Raw genomic sequence first — 14,213 nt, 5'->3', positions numbered from 1 at the left:
TTAATTTTTCCCGAATGTTTGACAAATTTTATCGTGAATTAAAGCTAACCTTGTCGGTTTGGAAATTGCTACAATAATTAAAAAAGTGCGGTCATTTTGGAGAAGATTTTATGTGCGACATTCAATCAACGGACTTAGGCTATTGGCTCCTCACACAGGGTTCCAATTTACATTTAATACAGGGCAAATTACCTTACGGAACGGCTGCCTCATTTGGCTTGGAAAATTTAAAAGGTATGTTAATTGGCGAATGGGAAGAGCAGCCCCTATGGCTTATTGAAGAACAGCAAGATGATCAACGCGCCTATTTTAGTTTACGGGATTTGCTTTTTCTTCCCGAAGAAAAGTTTTATTTATTAAATCGTGGTGTGGAAATTAATCATTTTTTGAAAACCCACCAATTTTGTGGTCGGTGCGGTCATTCCAATAGCCAAACGGAAGATGAACTTGCTATGCAGTGTACACAGTGCGGTTATCGTACTTATCCCGGCATTTGCCCTTCCATTATTGTTGCCGTACGCCGTGACACGCATATTTTACTCGCCAATCATAAACGCCATTATCAGCCCGGCGGAGGAATGTACACAACGCTTGCCGGTTTTGTCGAAGTAGGTGAAACCTTTGAACAAACGGTTCAACGTGAAGTTTTTGAAGAAACCGGTATTCGAATTAAAAATATTCGTTATTTCGGTAGCCAGCCTTGGGCATTTCCGAATTCACAAATGGTAGGATTTTTAGCTGACTATGAAAGTGGTGAAATTGCTTTACAGGAAACGGAAATTCATGATGCACAATGGTTTTCTTATCATCAACCCTTGCCAGAATTGCCGCCAACAGGTACTATCGCACGTAAATTGATTGATGCTACGCTTCAACTTTGCAAAGCATCTGATAACAGAAAGGAAACCTAAATGTCAGCACTAAAAAATGATCGTTATTTAAAAGCCTTATTACGCCAACCTGTGGATTGTACGCCGGTTTGGATGATGCGTCAGGCTGGACGTTATTTGCCGGAATATAAAGCAACACGGGCGCAAGCAGGGGATTTTATGTCGCTTTGCCGCAATGCGGATTTGGCATGTGAGGTGACCTTACAGCCGCTCCGTCGTTATGCTCTAGATGCAGCAATTTTATTTTCCGATATTTTAACCATTCCGGATGCCATGGGGCTTGGTTTAAGTTTTGGTGTTGGCGAAGGCCCTAAATTTGCCAGACCGATTGAAAGCAAAAGTGCGGTTGAAAATCTGCCGATTCCTGATCCGGAAAAGGAATTGCAATATGTGATGAATGCAGTACGCACTATTCGCCGTGAACTAAACGGCGAAGTCCCGCTTATCGGTTTTTCCGGTAGCCCGTGGACGCTTGCTACTTATATGGTGGAAGGCGGCAGCAGTAAAACTTTCAATAAAATCAAAAAAATGATGTATGCAGAACCGCAAACATTGCATTTATTGTTAGATAAACTTGCAGATGCCGTGATCCTCTATCTTAACGGGCAAATTAAAGCCGGTGCGCAATCGGTGATGGTTTTTGATACTTGGGGCGGAGTATTGGGCCATCGTGAATATTTGGATTTTTCTCTTCAATATATGCATAAAATTGTTGATGGTTTGATTCGTGAAAATGAGGGACGTGCTGTACCGGTAACGCTCTTTACCAAAGGCGGCGGATTATGGCTTGAAGCGATCGCGAATACCGGTTGTGATGCCATCGGCTTAGACTGGACGGTCAATCTGGCTGAGGCAAAAGCACGTGTCGGTCATAAAGTTGCTTTGCAAGGCAATATGGATCCAAGTGTACTTTACGCACCGGCAGAACGAATTGAGCAAGAAGTGCGGTCAATTTTGGCAGATTTTGGAGAAGGCAGTGGCCATGTATTTAATCTCGGGCACGGTATCCATCAAGATGTGCCGGAAAATGCACCAAAAGTGTTTGTTGATGCGGTTCACGAATATTCTAAAATCTATCATAAATAAAAAAATAAGATGCGAAATCCTATCCATAAACGTCTGGAAAACCTTGAGAGCTGGCAGCATTTAACTTTTATGGCGGCATTATGCGAGCGTATGATGCCGAATTTTAAATTATTCTGCCAAATGAATAATCAGGAAACCGAAGGCAAAATCTACCAAAATATTCTCAACTTAGTGTGGGAATATTTAACGGTAAAAAATTGTAAAATTAATTTTGAGAATCAGTTGGAAAAATTGGAAACCGTTATTCCCGATGTGAATAACTATGACAATTTTGGTGTTGTACCCGCACTTGATGCTTGTGAAGCCTTGGCAGAGATTTTGCATGCTATTATTGCAGGAGAAACCTTAGAAAGAGCGGTTAAAATTAGCCACATTTCTTTGGGGACGGTGACGGCATTATTGGAAACGGAAAACGGCCGCCATTTTTCTGAAACTGAGCTCAAAGAAAATGGAGATATTCAAGCCGAATTGGATGTGCAGTGGCAAATTTATCGTTTGTTAAAAGAATGTGAAAAACGAGATGTTGCACTGATTTTAGATCTAAAAAATGAGATTAGAACTGAAGGTATATCCAATATCGGTATAGAATTTAACCAATAACGTGAGATTTATCACAAATTTAAAAAATCTTACTTTTATTTCATTGAAAGTTAGATTATGCTTTACGTAGCAGTTGTTGCCTGGGCTGAATGCTTGGTGGCGCGCTTTATTAAAGAAACAAATTAAATTTAACGAAAGGTAAAGTCTATGAACAAAACAGATTTAATTGATGCAATCGCAAGTGCTGCAGAGCTAAATAAAAAACAAGCTAAAGCAGCATTGGAAGCAACTTTAGAAGCAATCGCTGCAAGCCTTAAAAAAGGTGAGCCGGTACAATTGATTGGTTTCGGTACATTTAAAGTAAACCAACGTGCGGCACGTACAGGCCGTAACCCACAAACCGGTGCGGAAATTAAAATTGCTGCATCTAAAGTGCCTGCATTTGTATCTGGCAAAGCATTAAAAGAAGCAATCAAATAATTCATTGCATAAATTATTATAAACCCTGCCTTGAGCAGGGTTTTTTGTTGCTTGAAATTTCCTTTACAAAATAGTTCTATTTCTATAATATTTTGAACCGAAATTTTATTCGAAAGTTATTTTGCATTTTAAGATGAAACGAAATAATCAACCCCGTAATACACAGCAACGTCGCCACAAGATAATGCAGCTTTTACAGCAACAAGGTGAAGTTGGTGTGGAGCAGTTAGTTAGGCTATTTGACACCTCTGAAGTCACCATTCGTAAAGATTTAACCGCGTTGGAGAGCAGCGGTTTTTTATTGCGTAAATATGGCGGCGCGATCTTAATGCCAAAAGAAATTATTGATGAAAGCGAAAATGAAGAACTTTCGAAACGAAAGATTGTCATAGCCAAGGCTGCAGCAGAGCGTATTCGCGATCATAATCGTATTATTGTAGATAGTGGTAGTACGACGGCGGCTTTGATTAAGCAGCTCAACCGCAAACAAGGTTTGATTGTGATGACAAATTCCCTTTCTGTGGCAACAGAGCTGAGGGCTTTGGAAAATGAACCGACGCTACTAATGACTGGGGGAACATGGGATACACGCTCCGAATCATTCCAAGGCAAAGTAGCGGAGCAGGTATTACGATCCTATGATTTTGATCAGCTCTTTATTGGAGCGGACGGTATTGATTTAGAACGGGGAACAACGACATTTAATGAGTTAGTCGGGCTAAGTCAAGTGATGGCAGAGGTTTCTCGTGAAGTGATCGTGATGGTAGAGTCCCAAAAAATTGGCAGAAAAATGCCCAATTTAGAATTAACTTGGCAGAAAATTGACGTACTGATTACCGATAACGGGCTGTCCGAACAAGACAAGCAAGCAATTTTGGCACAAGGTGTCGAAGTCATCTGTGTGTGAAAGTGCGGTCAAAATAACAATTATTTTTTAAATTAATCAACAAATAAAGGAAAGCTTATGTGTGGTATTGTTGGCGCAGTGGCGCAGCGTGATGTTGCAGAAATCTTAATTAACGGGTTACATCGTTTAGAGTATCGCGGGTATGACTCTGCTGGAGTGGCGGTGGTCAATGAACAGCATGAATTACAACGTGTACGTTGTTTGGGTAAAGTTAAAGCATTGGACGAAGCTGTTACGACGAAGCCGTTAATTGGCGGGACGGGGATTGCCCATACCCGTTGGGCAACTCATGGTGAACCGTCAGAAGCCAATGCCCACCCTCATATTTCAGGCAATTTTGCCGTGGTACATAATGGCATTATTGAAAATCACGAAGAATTGCGTGAATTACTAAAATCACGGGGCTATGTGTTCCTTTCTCAAACCGATACCGAAGTGATAGCACATCTTGTGGAATGGGAAATGCGTAGCACGGATTCTTTGCTTGAAGCAGTACAAAAAGTAGTGAAGCAACTCACAGGTGCTTATGGTATGGTCGTGATGGATCGTAATCAACCGAAGCATCTTGTGGCAGCCCGCTCAGGCAGCCCATTAGTCATCGGTTTAGGTATCGGTGAAAATTTCCTAGCCTCAGATCAACTGGCATTATTAAGTGTGACCCGTCGTTTCATTTTCTTGGAAGAGGGGGATATTGCAGAAATCACCCGTCGTACGGTAGATATTTATGATGTGCAAGGTAACAAGATTGAGCGTGAAGTGCATGAATCCAATCTTGAAAATGATGCCGCCGAGAAAGGCAAATTCCGTCATTTTATGCAGAAAGAAATTTTTGAACAACCGACCACACTTATCAACACGATGGAAGGGCGTATTAATCACAGTAACGTGATTGTAGAATCTATCGGCAATGGCGCGAAAGATATTTTAGAGAAAGTACAACATATCCAAATTGTCGCTTGTGGTACATCTTACAATGCCGGTATGGTGGCACGTTATTGGTTTGAGGCGCTTGCCGGTGTCAGTTGTGACGTGGAAATCGCCTCTGAGTTTCGTTATCGTAAATTTGTTACCCGTCCAAATAGTTTGTTGCTTACCCTTTCTCAATCCGGTGAAACCGCGGATACATTAGCTGCACTCCGTTTAGCAAAAGAAAAAAGGTACATGGCGGCAATGACAATTTGTAACGTTGCAGGCTCTTCTCTAGTGCGTGAATCCGATCTTGCCTTTATGACTCGTGCAGGGGTAGAAATTGGCGTGGCATCGACAAAAGCCTTTACTACCCAATTAGCTGCCATGCTAATGTTAGTGACAGCGATTGGAAAACTTAACGGTAATATTTCCGATGAAAAAGAGAAAGAAATTGTTAAAGCATTGCATTCTCTTCCGGCCGATATTGAAAAAAGTTTAGCTTTTGACAAAGATATTGAACTTCTTGCCGAAGATTTTGCTGAAAAACATCATGCGTTATTCTTAGGTCGTGGTGAATATTATCCGATTGCCATGGAAGCCTCTTTAAAATTAAAAGAAATTTCTTACATTCATGCGGAAGCCTACGCAGCAGGTGAATTAAAACACGGCCCGTTAGCATTAATTGATGCGGATATGCCGGTGATCGTAGTGGCTCCAACTAATGATTTATTAGAAAAAGTGAAATCGAATGTTGAAGAAGTACGCGCCCGTGGTGGTCAATTATATGTCTTTGCCGATCAAGATGCCGGTTTTACCGAAACGGCAGGGATGAAAATTATCACTATGCCAAAAGTGAATGAAATTATTGCGCCAATTTTTTATACGGTACCGATGCAATTATTGGCTTATCACGTGGCTTTAATTAAAGGAACGGATGTGGATCAACCGCGTAATCTTGCAAAAGCGGTAACCGTTGAATAAAGTACGGTTGGTTTAGTCATTATCTTAAAGGCACGAAATATGGTTTTCGTGCTTTTTTATTTGCCTAAAATAAAAAGATTCTTTAAACTACGCCCCGGTTTTGAGCATGGGCAATTTTGCCGCTCATGACATAGTCTTATCCCTCTTTAAACACTACCTGTGAGTAGTAAAAGGACATCAACATGACAACTAAAGTCAATCAATATGGCTGGAAAGCCCTTATCGGATCTGCCGTCGGCTACGCTATGGACGGTTTTGATTTACTTATTCTTGGTTTTATGCTCAGCGCTATTTCTGCCGATCTGAGTCTTACGCCTGCTCAGTCAGGATCGCTTGTTACTTGGACGCTAATCGGTGCCGTATTCGGTGGCATTGTATTTGGTGCATTAAGTGATAAATACGGTCGTGTACGTGTACTGACTTGGACAATCGTATTATTTGCTGTTTTCACCGGTTTATGTGCATTAGCCCAAGGTTACTGGGATTTGCTTATTTACCGCACTATCGCAGGTATTGGTTTGGGCGGAGAGTTTGGTATCGGTATGGCACTTGCGATTGAGGCTTGGCCGGCACGCCATCGTGCTAGAGCCGCCTCTTATGTCGCTTTGGGCTGGCAAGTCGGCGTGTTAGGCGCAGCATTATTAACGCCGGTATTACTACCGTATATTGGCTGGCGTGGTATGTTTATTCTTGGTATTTTCCCTGCATTTGTGGCGTGGTATTTACGGGCCAGATTGCACGAACCTGAAATTTTCACCCAAAAACAGACCGCGCTTTCAGCACAAAAAACATCAAAATTGGAATCCTTTAAACTTTTAGTGAAAGATAAAGCGACGGCTAAAGTGAGTTTAGGGGTTGTTGTGCTGACATCCGTACAAAATTTTGGTTACTACGGCATTATGATCTGGATGCCAAATTTTTTAGCTAAACAACTTGGCTTTAGTCTAACGAAATCAGGTATTTGGACAGCGGTAACGGTATGTGGAATGATGTTAGGCATCTTGGTTTTTGGTCGCCTTGCCGATAAATTAGGGCGAAAACCAAGTTTCTTATTATTCCAATTCGGTGCGGTTGTCAGCATTATTGCCTATTCTCAACTTACTGATCCGACCATAATGCTTATCGCCGGTGCGTTTCTCGGGATGTTTGTGAACGGTATGATGGGAGGATACGGAGCATTAATGGCGGAGGCTTACCCTACGGAAGCGCGGGCTACTGCACAAAATGTCTTATTCAACTTAGGACGGGCTGTCGGTGGTTTTGGGCCTGTTGTAGTCGGCGCGATTGTTTCTGCCTACTCATTTAGCCTTGCTATTGCATTCTTAGCGATTATTTACCTCATTGATATGATTGCCACCCTTGCGCTTATTCCGGAACTAAAAGGTAGCGAATTAAAATAAAGTGCGGTTGATTTTGAGCTTATTTTAAATCCGTCTTATGGTAGGTAAGGCGGATTTTTTTATTGCTAACGAAACACCACTATTGAAAAGACTGCACCGCCATAAGGTTGCGAATAAGTTTCCGTATTTAAAAAAACGAAATGATATGGGATTTACTTTTGAGCAAGAGGCGGCTGTGAGGACAGAGTAGGTATCAATGTAGAAATGATATGAAGGTATGGTGAAGTCTCAAAAGAAACATGAGATTAAGGATAAGCAATGAAAGTTTTCAACGAGGTAAAATTCGGATTCAGGGAGGCGGAATTTAGAAACGCCCCTTGGGCGGGGCGTTAATTAAAAGCGTTGCTTAATGGAGCTGGCGTTTAATGGCGTCAGCAACTAATTCCGCTTCAGGGCCTAAGATAACTTGTAAACCATCATTACCAATTTTTACTGTCCCTTTCGAACCTAATGATTTGAGTTGTTCTTCATTAATATTATTGTGATCATTCAAGGTTAGTCGCAAGCGGGTAATACAAGCGTCAACATTCTTGAGGTTATTTTTTCCACCCAACGCATCGATAAATTTAATCGCTCTTTCTTCGCGCGAAGATGTTGTTGCAGCTAGGGGAGCCTCAAGAGATTCTTCTTGTTCCTCACGACCAATTGTTTTAAGGTTAAACGCTTTGATTGCCACACGGAAAATGACATAGTAAATCACAAAGAAAACAATGCCTTGTATGATGAGCATATACCAATCTACGGCAAGTGGATTACGTGAAGAAAGTACCATATCAACTAAACCGGCACTGAAACCAAAACCGGCGATCCAATGCATACTTGCTGCAATAAATACCGAAATCCCGGTTAAAAATGCATGGATAACATAAAGAATTGGCGCGACGAACATAAATGAAAATTCAAGCGGTTCGGTAATTCCGGTAAAGAACGAAGCAAATGCACCGGCAAGCATAATTGAGGCAACTTTTGCTTTTTGACTTGGTTTTGCACTGTGATAAATAGCAAATGCCGCGCCGGGTAAGCCAAACATCATAACTGGGAAGAAGCCTGCTTGATACATTCCTGTTACCCCTACGGTTGCGGTTCCTTCAGCAAGGGATTTTGCCCCGCCAAGGAAGTTCGGAATATCGTTAATGCCTGCCACATCAAACCAGAAAACAGAATTTAATGCGTGGTGTAAGCCTACCGAAATCAGTAAGCGGTTAAAGAAACCGTAAATTCCGGCACCAACCGCACCCAAATCTTTAATTGATTCACCAAAAGAGACAAGCGCATTAAAAATATGCGGCCAAACATAGAGGAGAACAAAAGAAATGGCGATCATAACAAAAGCGACCACAATGGGTACGAGACGTTTTCCACTAAAGAAGGAAAGGGCTTTTGGTAATTCTACTTGGTAGAAACGATTATAAAGTTCTGCAGAAATCACACCTATCAAAATCCCAATAAATTGGTTATTGATTTTATTAAATGCTGCCGGAACCTGATCCGATGCAATATGTTGTAGCTGTGCAACTCCGGCTGGAGAAAGAAGGGTGGTAACTACATAGAACCCGACCAGACCGGAAAGTGCGGCCGAACCGTGCTTATCTCTTGATAAACCGAAAGCAACCCCCACGGCGAATAATAAGCCCATATTATCAATAATTGCCGCTCCGGATTTGATTAATAATGCCGCTAATTGACTGTTGGCCCCCCATCCGTCAGGATCGATCCAATAACCGATTCCCATTAATAACGCCGCTGCCGGTAATGCAGCCACGGGGACCATTAAGGCTTGACCAATTTTTTGTGCATAACTGAGAATACTCATAAATACTCCTTAGGTTTCACTAAAATGCTTGTGAACAAATAGAATGTTCCCAAGCAGTCCTTGTTACGTGATTGACGATTATTCTATTGTCAATTTTTTACCGTCGTAGCTTAATGTTTTCACGGAAGTTAAGGCTTTTCCGCCATCAGTTTCACCACCAATTAATAGCATTTTATTATCATAAGAAACGGATAATCCATAGCCGATATTCATTGGTAACTCGCCAATAATACGCCATTTGCCATTATTTAACGTATAAATATCCTTGTGCCATGTTTTGGTTAAACCTTTGTGTGCGTGTAGCATACCTTCTTTAAATTGTTTAACGGAGCCGGGGAAGTTTGCCCCTCCGGTCACTAAATAATGACCATGGCTATAGCCCGCCATAGCGCCGGCTAAACCATCTTGGCTTTTACCTTTTGGAGCCGGTAAATCCGGTAAGTTTTTCCATTGCACGCCTTTGGCGGTGAATTTACCTTGGTGGGTTTCAGCCGTACGAAGTCCGGGCTTAATTTCCCCATTTACGACGATTAAATCATTGCCTTGAATGGTAAATGCCGCACCTGCACGACCGGAGAACGGTACTCGACCTTCGTTACGCCATTTATTCGTAGAAGGTTCATAACTTAATAATTCCGTAGTAAAGAAGTAATCTTCCGGACGTTGGTTGAAATAGGCCGCCGTTATTTCGTCCTTTTTCATTTTATCTTCTCCAGCAGCGATTGTATCTTGAAAGAAACCGTTAAAGATAGACAGATTGGAGCCACCTATAATATAAACTTTATCACCTTGTGAGGCACCGGATGAGCCGACTAAACCACGTGGAGAACGAGTTGGCAGCTGCGTCCAAGTATTATCTGTCGGGTTATATTGATAGGCATCATTGATCAGTTGCAGCTCGCCTTTTTCATTTTTTTGCAAGCCGCCAAACACGTAGAGTTTCCCATCTACGGCAGCAACAACGGGCTGGTTACGCTCTCCACCCGGGAACGCGGCAATCTCTTTCCATTGTGCAGCCGGATCTTTTAAGTTGAGGGAGTAGAACTTGTCTCCGCCGGAACCTAATCCTACATATACAATATCGCCGATTAACGCACCTGCACCGCTTTTAATGCCTACCGGAAGATCAGGATAGGCTTGAATGCTTGCGGAAAATGCGAGGGTGGTGAAAAGTGCGGTGCATAATGCTGTTTTTGTTAATGTCATAATAAACCTCATTTGAGTAATGTTATGATTTGCTATTCATAAAACGGCATTGAATAGAGTGTTATTTAAAGTGCGGTCAAAAATGTGATGATTTTTAACCGCACTTTAGCTATGGAATCAAGAGATTCGGTATAAAGGTAATAATTTGTGGGAAGACAGTGATTAAAACCAACATAGCAAAAATTGGAATTAAGAACGGTAGTACACCTTTTGTTACAGTGGATACCGACATATTGCCAACACGTGCTACGACAAAGAGAGCCATTCCCATTGGTGGTGTTAAAATTCCGATCATCATATTTAGTGTTGTCATCACACCGAAAAAGACAAGATCGATATTAAACTGCATGGCAATTGGAATCAGCATCGGCAGAACTAAGAATTGTAATGCCAGAGCGTCAATAAACATACCGAGGAAGAGCAACAAAGCATTGATCATCACAAGTACCATTAACGGTGAATCCGCAACGGCAACAAAGACATCGGCAATACGCATTGCCACTTGTTCACGGGCGATCATATCTCCGAAGAAGGTAACCGTCATAATCATTAATGCAACGACACCGGTAATCGCCATGGCTTCCACACAGCTGTTGAAGAGCATTTTTAAGGTGAGCTCTTTATAGACAAACTTACCAATAATGACGGAGTAAGCCGCCGCAACTACGGCAGATTCTGTCGGGCTGAATAGACCGGAGAATATACCTCCAATAATCAATATTGGCGTTAAAATTGCCCAGAAAGCACGCTTGAATGAATCGCATAGCTCTGCACGAGTGGCTTTTGGCGTTCTTGGATAGCCGCGTTTTTTAGAAACGTAATAGTTCATTGCCATGAGCGCGATAGTCACTAATACACCGGGTACAAAGCCGGCAATAAAGAGTTTGGCAATGGATTCGTTAGCAATAACACCATAAATAATCATTGCAATACTTGGCGGTACCAAAGGGCCGATAATGCAAGAAGCCGCGGTAATTCCACCGCAAATGTCATCATCATAACCTGCATCGCGCATCGCTTTAATTTCTAACTGGCCTAAACCGCCTGCATCAGCAAGGGCTGATCCGGACATACCTGAAAATAGTAAACTTGCACCGATATTTACGTGCCCCATTCCGCCGGTGTAGTGGCCGAGTAAGGCTTTTGCAAAGTTGAAAATACGTTCCGTGATTCCGCCCGTATTCATCAAAATACCGGTTAAGATGTAGAACGGTACGGCAAGCAGTGGGAAACTATTCAGGCTATATACTAATTTGTCCGATGCCGCATTCACGACATTCCACCGAGTCATGGTGAAATAGAGAAGGGTTGCAATGAAAAGTGACCAACCCACAGGCACACCTAAGAACATAATGACAAGCCATACAAGCAGGGCGACATAAACGGCACTAGAACCCAGTTTTATGTAGTTTGTAATACGTAAAACTTTAAACCAATCCGGCGCAAAAAATAAAATTGCCAGTAAAATGACCGCACTTACAATAAAGAAAGTGGCGGGTAAATAGCTTTTATCTTCCTTGAAATTTTGTGCTTGAGCCTGAAAAAAGCGAATCATCATTAAGGCAGCAACAACAGGTAAAGCGGCAAAAATCCACTTTTCCGAAATACCGCCCAAAGCATCAATCGGGAAAGACGCATTGGTAAAGGTTCGAATGCCGAAATGGATAAAAAAGAAGATACAGGCAAAAATAATGAGTTGTACAAAGGTATTTGATAGCTTTCTCACTTTAGCCGGCATTAAATTGGTTAAGAAATCAATGTAAACATGATCTTGTTTTCTGATAGCAACGCTAATGCCGAGCATACCTACATATACAAAAAGCAGTTTGGCAAGTTCCTCACTCCAAATAAGGGGGGAGTGAAATACCTGTCTGGAAAGAATTTGCGCGATAAGAATGCAGAAAATGACGAGAAATAGAGCGCCACCAATCCATTCCTCTAATTTATTAAAAATTTTCATGCTTTACTCCATGCACGAAGACGAAAAGAAAAGGACGAAATTGAATGCACCGGACAGTAGGTGCATTCAAGGTTAATTATTTGATTGCTTGAATTTCTTTTAAAGCTTCTTCACCTTTGCTACCGGTTTGTTTTACAAAGTCATCATAGAAAGGTTTCATTGAGGCTTTGAACGGTGCAAGATCAGGTTTGGTTACTGTGACACCTTGCTTTTCAAAGAAAGAAATCAAATCTTTTTCACCATCGGAAAATAATTGGGTGTGATATTTTGCTGCCGTTTCAGCAGCCTCTTTCACCACTTTTTGTAAATCTTCCGGTAGATCTTGGTAGGTTTCATTGCTCACCAAATACAGTTGATCGTTCAAAATGTGGTTTGTCATGGCTAAGAATTTTTGTACTTCATAGAATTTTTGTGCTTGTACGGTCGCTAACGGATTTTCCTGACCGTCAACCGAGTTGGTTTGAAGGGCAAGATATACCTCAGAAAATGCCATCGGTGTTGGAGAGGCTCCTACATATTTTGCGTATGCCAAGTTGGTTGCCGCATTAGGTACACGGAGTTTCAAACCCTTCATATCTTCAATACTGTTAATGGCACGATTTGAGGTCGTTTGACGTGTTCCGTTATAGGCTTGAGAAAGTAAAGTTACCCCGAGATCTTTATTCATTTTTTGAATTAAATCTTTACCGAATGCGGTTTCATACAAGGCTTTCTGTGCTACATTGTAATCAGTGATCACATAAGGAAGGGCGAATACGGCAACTTCAGGATAGAATAATTGGAAACGTGCCGATTCAGCAAAAGTGAAATCAAGGGAACCATCTTTTAGCTGTTTTAGCATGGCACGATCATCGCCCAATTGTGAGCTGGGATAGAGCGATACTTCAATTTTGCCGCCTGATTTTTCTTTTACTTCTTTCGCGAACATTTCTGCAGCTTTATATTCATTAGACGATGTTCCGGCATTCATACCGAATTTTAAATCATAGTCTGCAGCGAAAACGGCGGAAGACAGACCGGCAGTCATGGTAGCTGTAAGAAAAAGTTTAGTAAATTTCATAATGTGGCTCCTAATGTGGAAACTATCTGAGTTGGTAGTACTAGCATAAGAATTTTGGTAAAACAGTACCCAAAACAATTCTTCAATTTTTATTCTAAGAGTAAAAAAACAGTTTTTAAATAGCCCTATGGAGTTTTATTTCAAAATTGAGACATTGATCACATTTAAGAAAATATACTTCAAAAATAAATTTAAAATTAAGTTTTATTTCTATATAATGAGGAAAAGTAGCGAAAATTGAGATTTTAATGATCTCGGTTTATCCGAAGATGAAATGAGGGTTTTTATGTCTAGACTTACACACGAACAGATTTTTCAGCGTATTCAAAATGGTTTAATCGCCTCTTGTCAGCCGGTGGATGATGGTCCGATGGATAAACCGGAAATTGTGGCGGCAATGGCTCAAGCTTCAGTAGTAGGCGGTGCGGCCGGTCTCCGTATTGAAGGCGTAGAAAATTTAAAAGCAACCCGTCCAACGGTAAATGTTCCGATTATCGGCATCGTAAAGCGTGATCTACCCGATAGTCCGGTTCGTATTACCCCGTTTCTGAATGACATTGAAGATCTTGCTAATGCGGGGGCGGACATTATTGCGGTGGACGGCACTCATCGCCCTCGTCCGGTTGAATTGGAAAGTGCGGTCAAAAAAATCCATGAATTGGGTTGTCTTGCGATGGCGGATTGTTCCAATTTGGAAGAAGGATTACACTGCCAAACATTAGGATTTGATATTATTGGTAGCACTATGTCGGGTTATACCGGCGGAACAGTGCCAGAAGAACCGGATTATCAATTAGTGAAAGATTTAAAAGCCGCTGGTTGTCGGGTGATGGCGGAAGGGCGTTACAATTCTCCTGAATTGGCTAAAACCGCCATCGAAATCGGGGCGGATTTTGTGACGGTTGGTTCCGCATTGACCCGTCTTGAACATATTGTCGGTTGGTTTGCCGAAGCAGTGAAATGGGCAAAATAAGATAAGAA

Annotated in this window: 12 protein-coding genes; 8 read left to right on the top strand and 4 right to left on the bottom strand. The window is 41.7% G+C overall.

Features of this window, described 5'->3' with window-relative positions:
- Positions 1-110 precede the first annotated feature (110 nt).
- From nudC to FEE42_RS05610, 7 genes are all read left to right on the top strand, one after another.
- Positions 111-911: an NAD(+) diphosphatase gene (gene nudC, locus FEE42_RS05640; RefSeq protein WP_164027894.1), complete on the top strand. Its 801-nt coding sequence runs from the start codon at positions 111-113 to the stop codon at positions 909-911.
- Entirely contained in the window at positions 912-1,976 is a 1,065-nt protein-coding gene (gene hemE, locus FEE42_RS05635) for a uroporphyrinogen decarboxylase (protein ID WP_059365803.1), read from the top strand.
- Between the two features lie 9 nt (positions 1,977-1,985).
- Positions 1,986-2,576 (top strand): YjaG family protein, encoded by a 591-nt coding sequence (locus FEE42_RS05630; RefSeq protein WP_077586387.1) that lies wholly within the window; start codon positions 1,986-1,988, stop codon positions 2,574-2,576.
- A gap of 147 nt (positions 2,577-2,723) precedes the next feature.
- Complete coding sequence (locus FEE42_RS05625) at positions 2,724-2,996, top strand: HU family DNA-binding protein (protein WP_059365801.1); 273 nt, start codon at positions 2,724-2,726, stop codon at positions 2,994-2,996.
- A gap of 133 nt (positions 2,997-3,129) precedes the next feature.
- The gene (locus tag FEE42_RS05620) at positions 3,130-3,903 is read left to right on the top strand and encodes a DeoR/GlpR family DNA-binding transcription regulator (RefSeq protein WP_059365800.1); all 774 of its coding nucleotides are present in this window, start codon (positions 3,130-3,132) and stop codon (positions 3,901-3,903) included.
- Between the two features lie 57 nt (positions 3,904-3,960).
- Positions 3,961-5,793: a glutamine--fructose-6-phosphate transaminase (isomerizing) gene (gene glmS / locus FEE42_RS05615; protein ID WP_164027893.1), complete on the top strand. Its 1,833-nt coding sequence runs from the start codon at positions 3,961-3,963 to the stop codon at positions 5,791-5,793.
- A gap of 182 nt (positions 5,794-5,975) precedes the next feature.
- Positions 5,976-7,193: an MFS transporter gene (locus FEE42_RS05610; protein ID WP_164027892.1), complete on the top strand. Its 1,218-nt coding sequence runs from the start codon at positions 5,976-5,978 to the stop codon at positions 7,191-7,193.
- A gap of 346 nt (positions 7,194-7,539) precedes the next feature.
- On the opposite strand, the gene nagE is transcribed toward FEE42_RS05610, so the two are convergent.
- From nagE to FEE42_RS05590, 4 genes are all read right to left on the bottom strand, one after another.
- On the bottom strand, positions 7,540-9,006 hold the full coding sequence (gene nagE, locus FEE42_RS05605; RefSeq protein WP_164027891.1) for an N-acetylglucosamine-specific PTS transporter subunit IIBC: 1,467 nt from the start codon (positions 9,004-9,006) through the stop codon (positions 7,540-7,542).
- 78 nt (positions 9,007-9,084) lie between these two features.
- On the bottom strand, positions 9,085-10,212 hold the full coding sequence (locus FEE42_RS05600; protein WP_164027890.1) for an N-acetylneuraminate epimerase: 1,128 nt from the start codon (positions 10,210-10,212) through the stop codon (positions 9,085-9,087).
- A gap of 109 nt (positions 10,213-10,321) precedes the next feature.
- On the bottom strand, positions 10,322-12,172 hold the full coding sequence (locus tag FEE42_RS05595; protein WP_077586391.1) for a TRAP transporter large permease subunit: 1,851 nt from the start codon (positions 12,170-12,172) through the stop codon (positions 10,322-10,324).
- Positions 12,173-12,248: 76 nt separating this feature from the next.
- Positions 12,249-13,235, bottom strand: a complete 987-nt coding sequence (locus FEE42_RS05590) for a sialic acid TRAP transporter substrate-binding protein SiaP (RefSeq protein WP_110890427.1) — start codon at positions 13,233-13,235, stop codon at positions 12,249-12,251.
- Between the two features lie 283 nt (positions 13,236-13,518).
- Between FEE42_RS05590 and FEE42_RS05585 the strand changes: the two genes are divergently transcribed.
- Positions 13,519-14,205, top strand: coding sequence for an N-acetylmannosamine-6-phosphate 2-epimerase (locus tag FEE42_RS05585; protein WP_135969009.1), 687 nt, complete (start codon positions 13,519-13,521; stop codon positions 14,203-14,205).
- Positions 14,206-14,213 lie beyond the last annotated feature (8 nt).

The sequence above is a fragment of the Rodentibacter caecimuris genome (assembly GCF_010587025.1).
Lineage (GTDB): Bacteria > Pseudomonadota > Gammaproteobacteria > Enterobacterales > Pasteurellaceae > Rodentibacter > Rodentibacter caecimuris.
This window is presented reverse-complemented; position numbering and strand designations above follow the sequence as displayed.

What these genes read in the sequence shown, in the direction of transcription:
- nudC (WP_164027894.1), top strand. Translation starts at nt 111, where the DNA reads ATGTGCGACATTCAATCAACGGACTTAGGCTATTGGCTCCTCACACAG.
- FEE42_RS05600 (WP_164027890.1), bottom strand. Translation starts at nt 10,212, where the DNA reads ATGACATTAACAAAAACAGCATTATGCACCGCACTTTTCACCACCCTC.
- FEE42_RS05610 (WP_164027892.1), top strand. Translation starts at nt 5,976, where the DNA reads ATGACAACTAAAGTCAATCAATATGGCTGGAAAGCCCTTATCGGATCT.
- hemE (WP_059365803.1), top strand. Translation starts at nt 912, where the DNA reads ATGTCAGCACTAAAAAATGATCGTTATTTAAAAGCCTTATTACGCCAA.
- FEE42_RS05620 (WP_059365800.1), top strand. Translation starts at nt 3,130, where the DNA reads ATGAAACGAAATAATCAACCCCGTAATACACAGCAACGTCGCCACAAG.
- FEE42_RS05585 (WP_135969009.1), top strand. Translation starts at nt 13,519, where the DNA reads ATGTCTAGACTTACACACGAACAGATTTTTCAGCGTATTCAAAATGGT.
- FEE42_RS05595 (WP_077586391.1), bottom strand. Translation starts at nt 12,172, where the DNA reads ATGAAAATTTTTAATAAATTAGAGGAATGGATTGGTGGCGCTCTATTT.
- glmS (WP_164027893.1), top strand. Translation starts at nt 3,961, where the DNA reads ATGTGTGGTATTGTTGGCGCAGTGGCGCAGCGTGATGTTGCAGAAATC.
- nagE (WP_164027891.1), bottom strand. Translation starts at nt 9,006, where the DNA reads ATGAGTATTCTCAGTTATGCACAAAAAATTGGTCAAGCCTTAATGGTC.
- FEE42_RS05630 (WP_077586387.1), top strand. Translation starts at nt 1,986, where the DNA reads ATGCGAAATCCTATCCATAAACGTCTGGAAAACCTTGAGAGCTGGCAG.
- FEE42_RS05625 (WP_059365801.1), top strand. Translation starts at nt 2,724, where the DNA reads ATGAACAAAACAGATTTAATTGATGCAATCGCAAGTGCTGCAGAGCTA.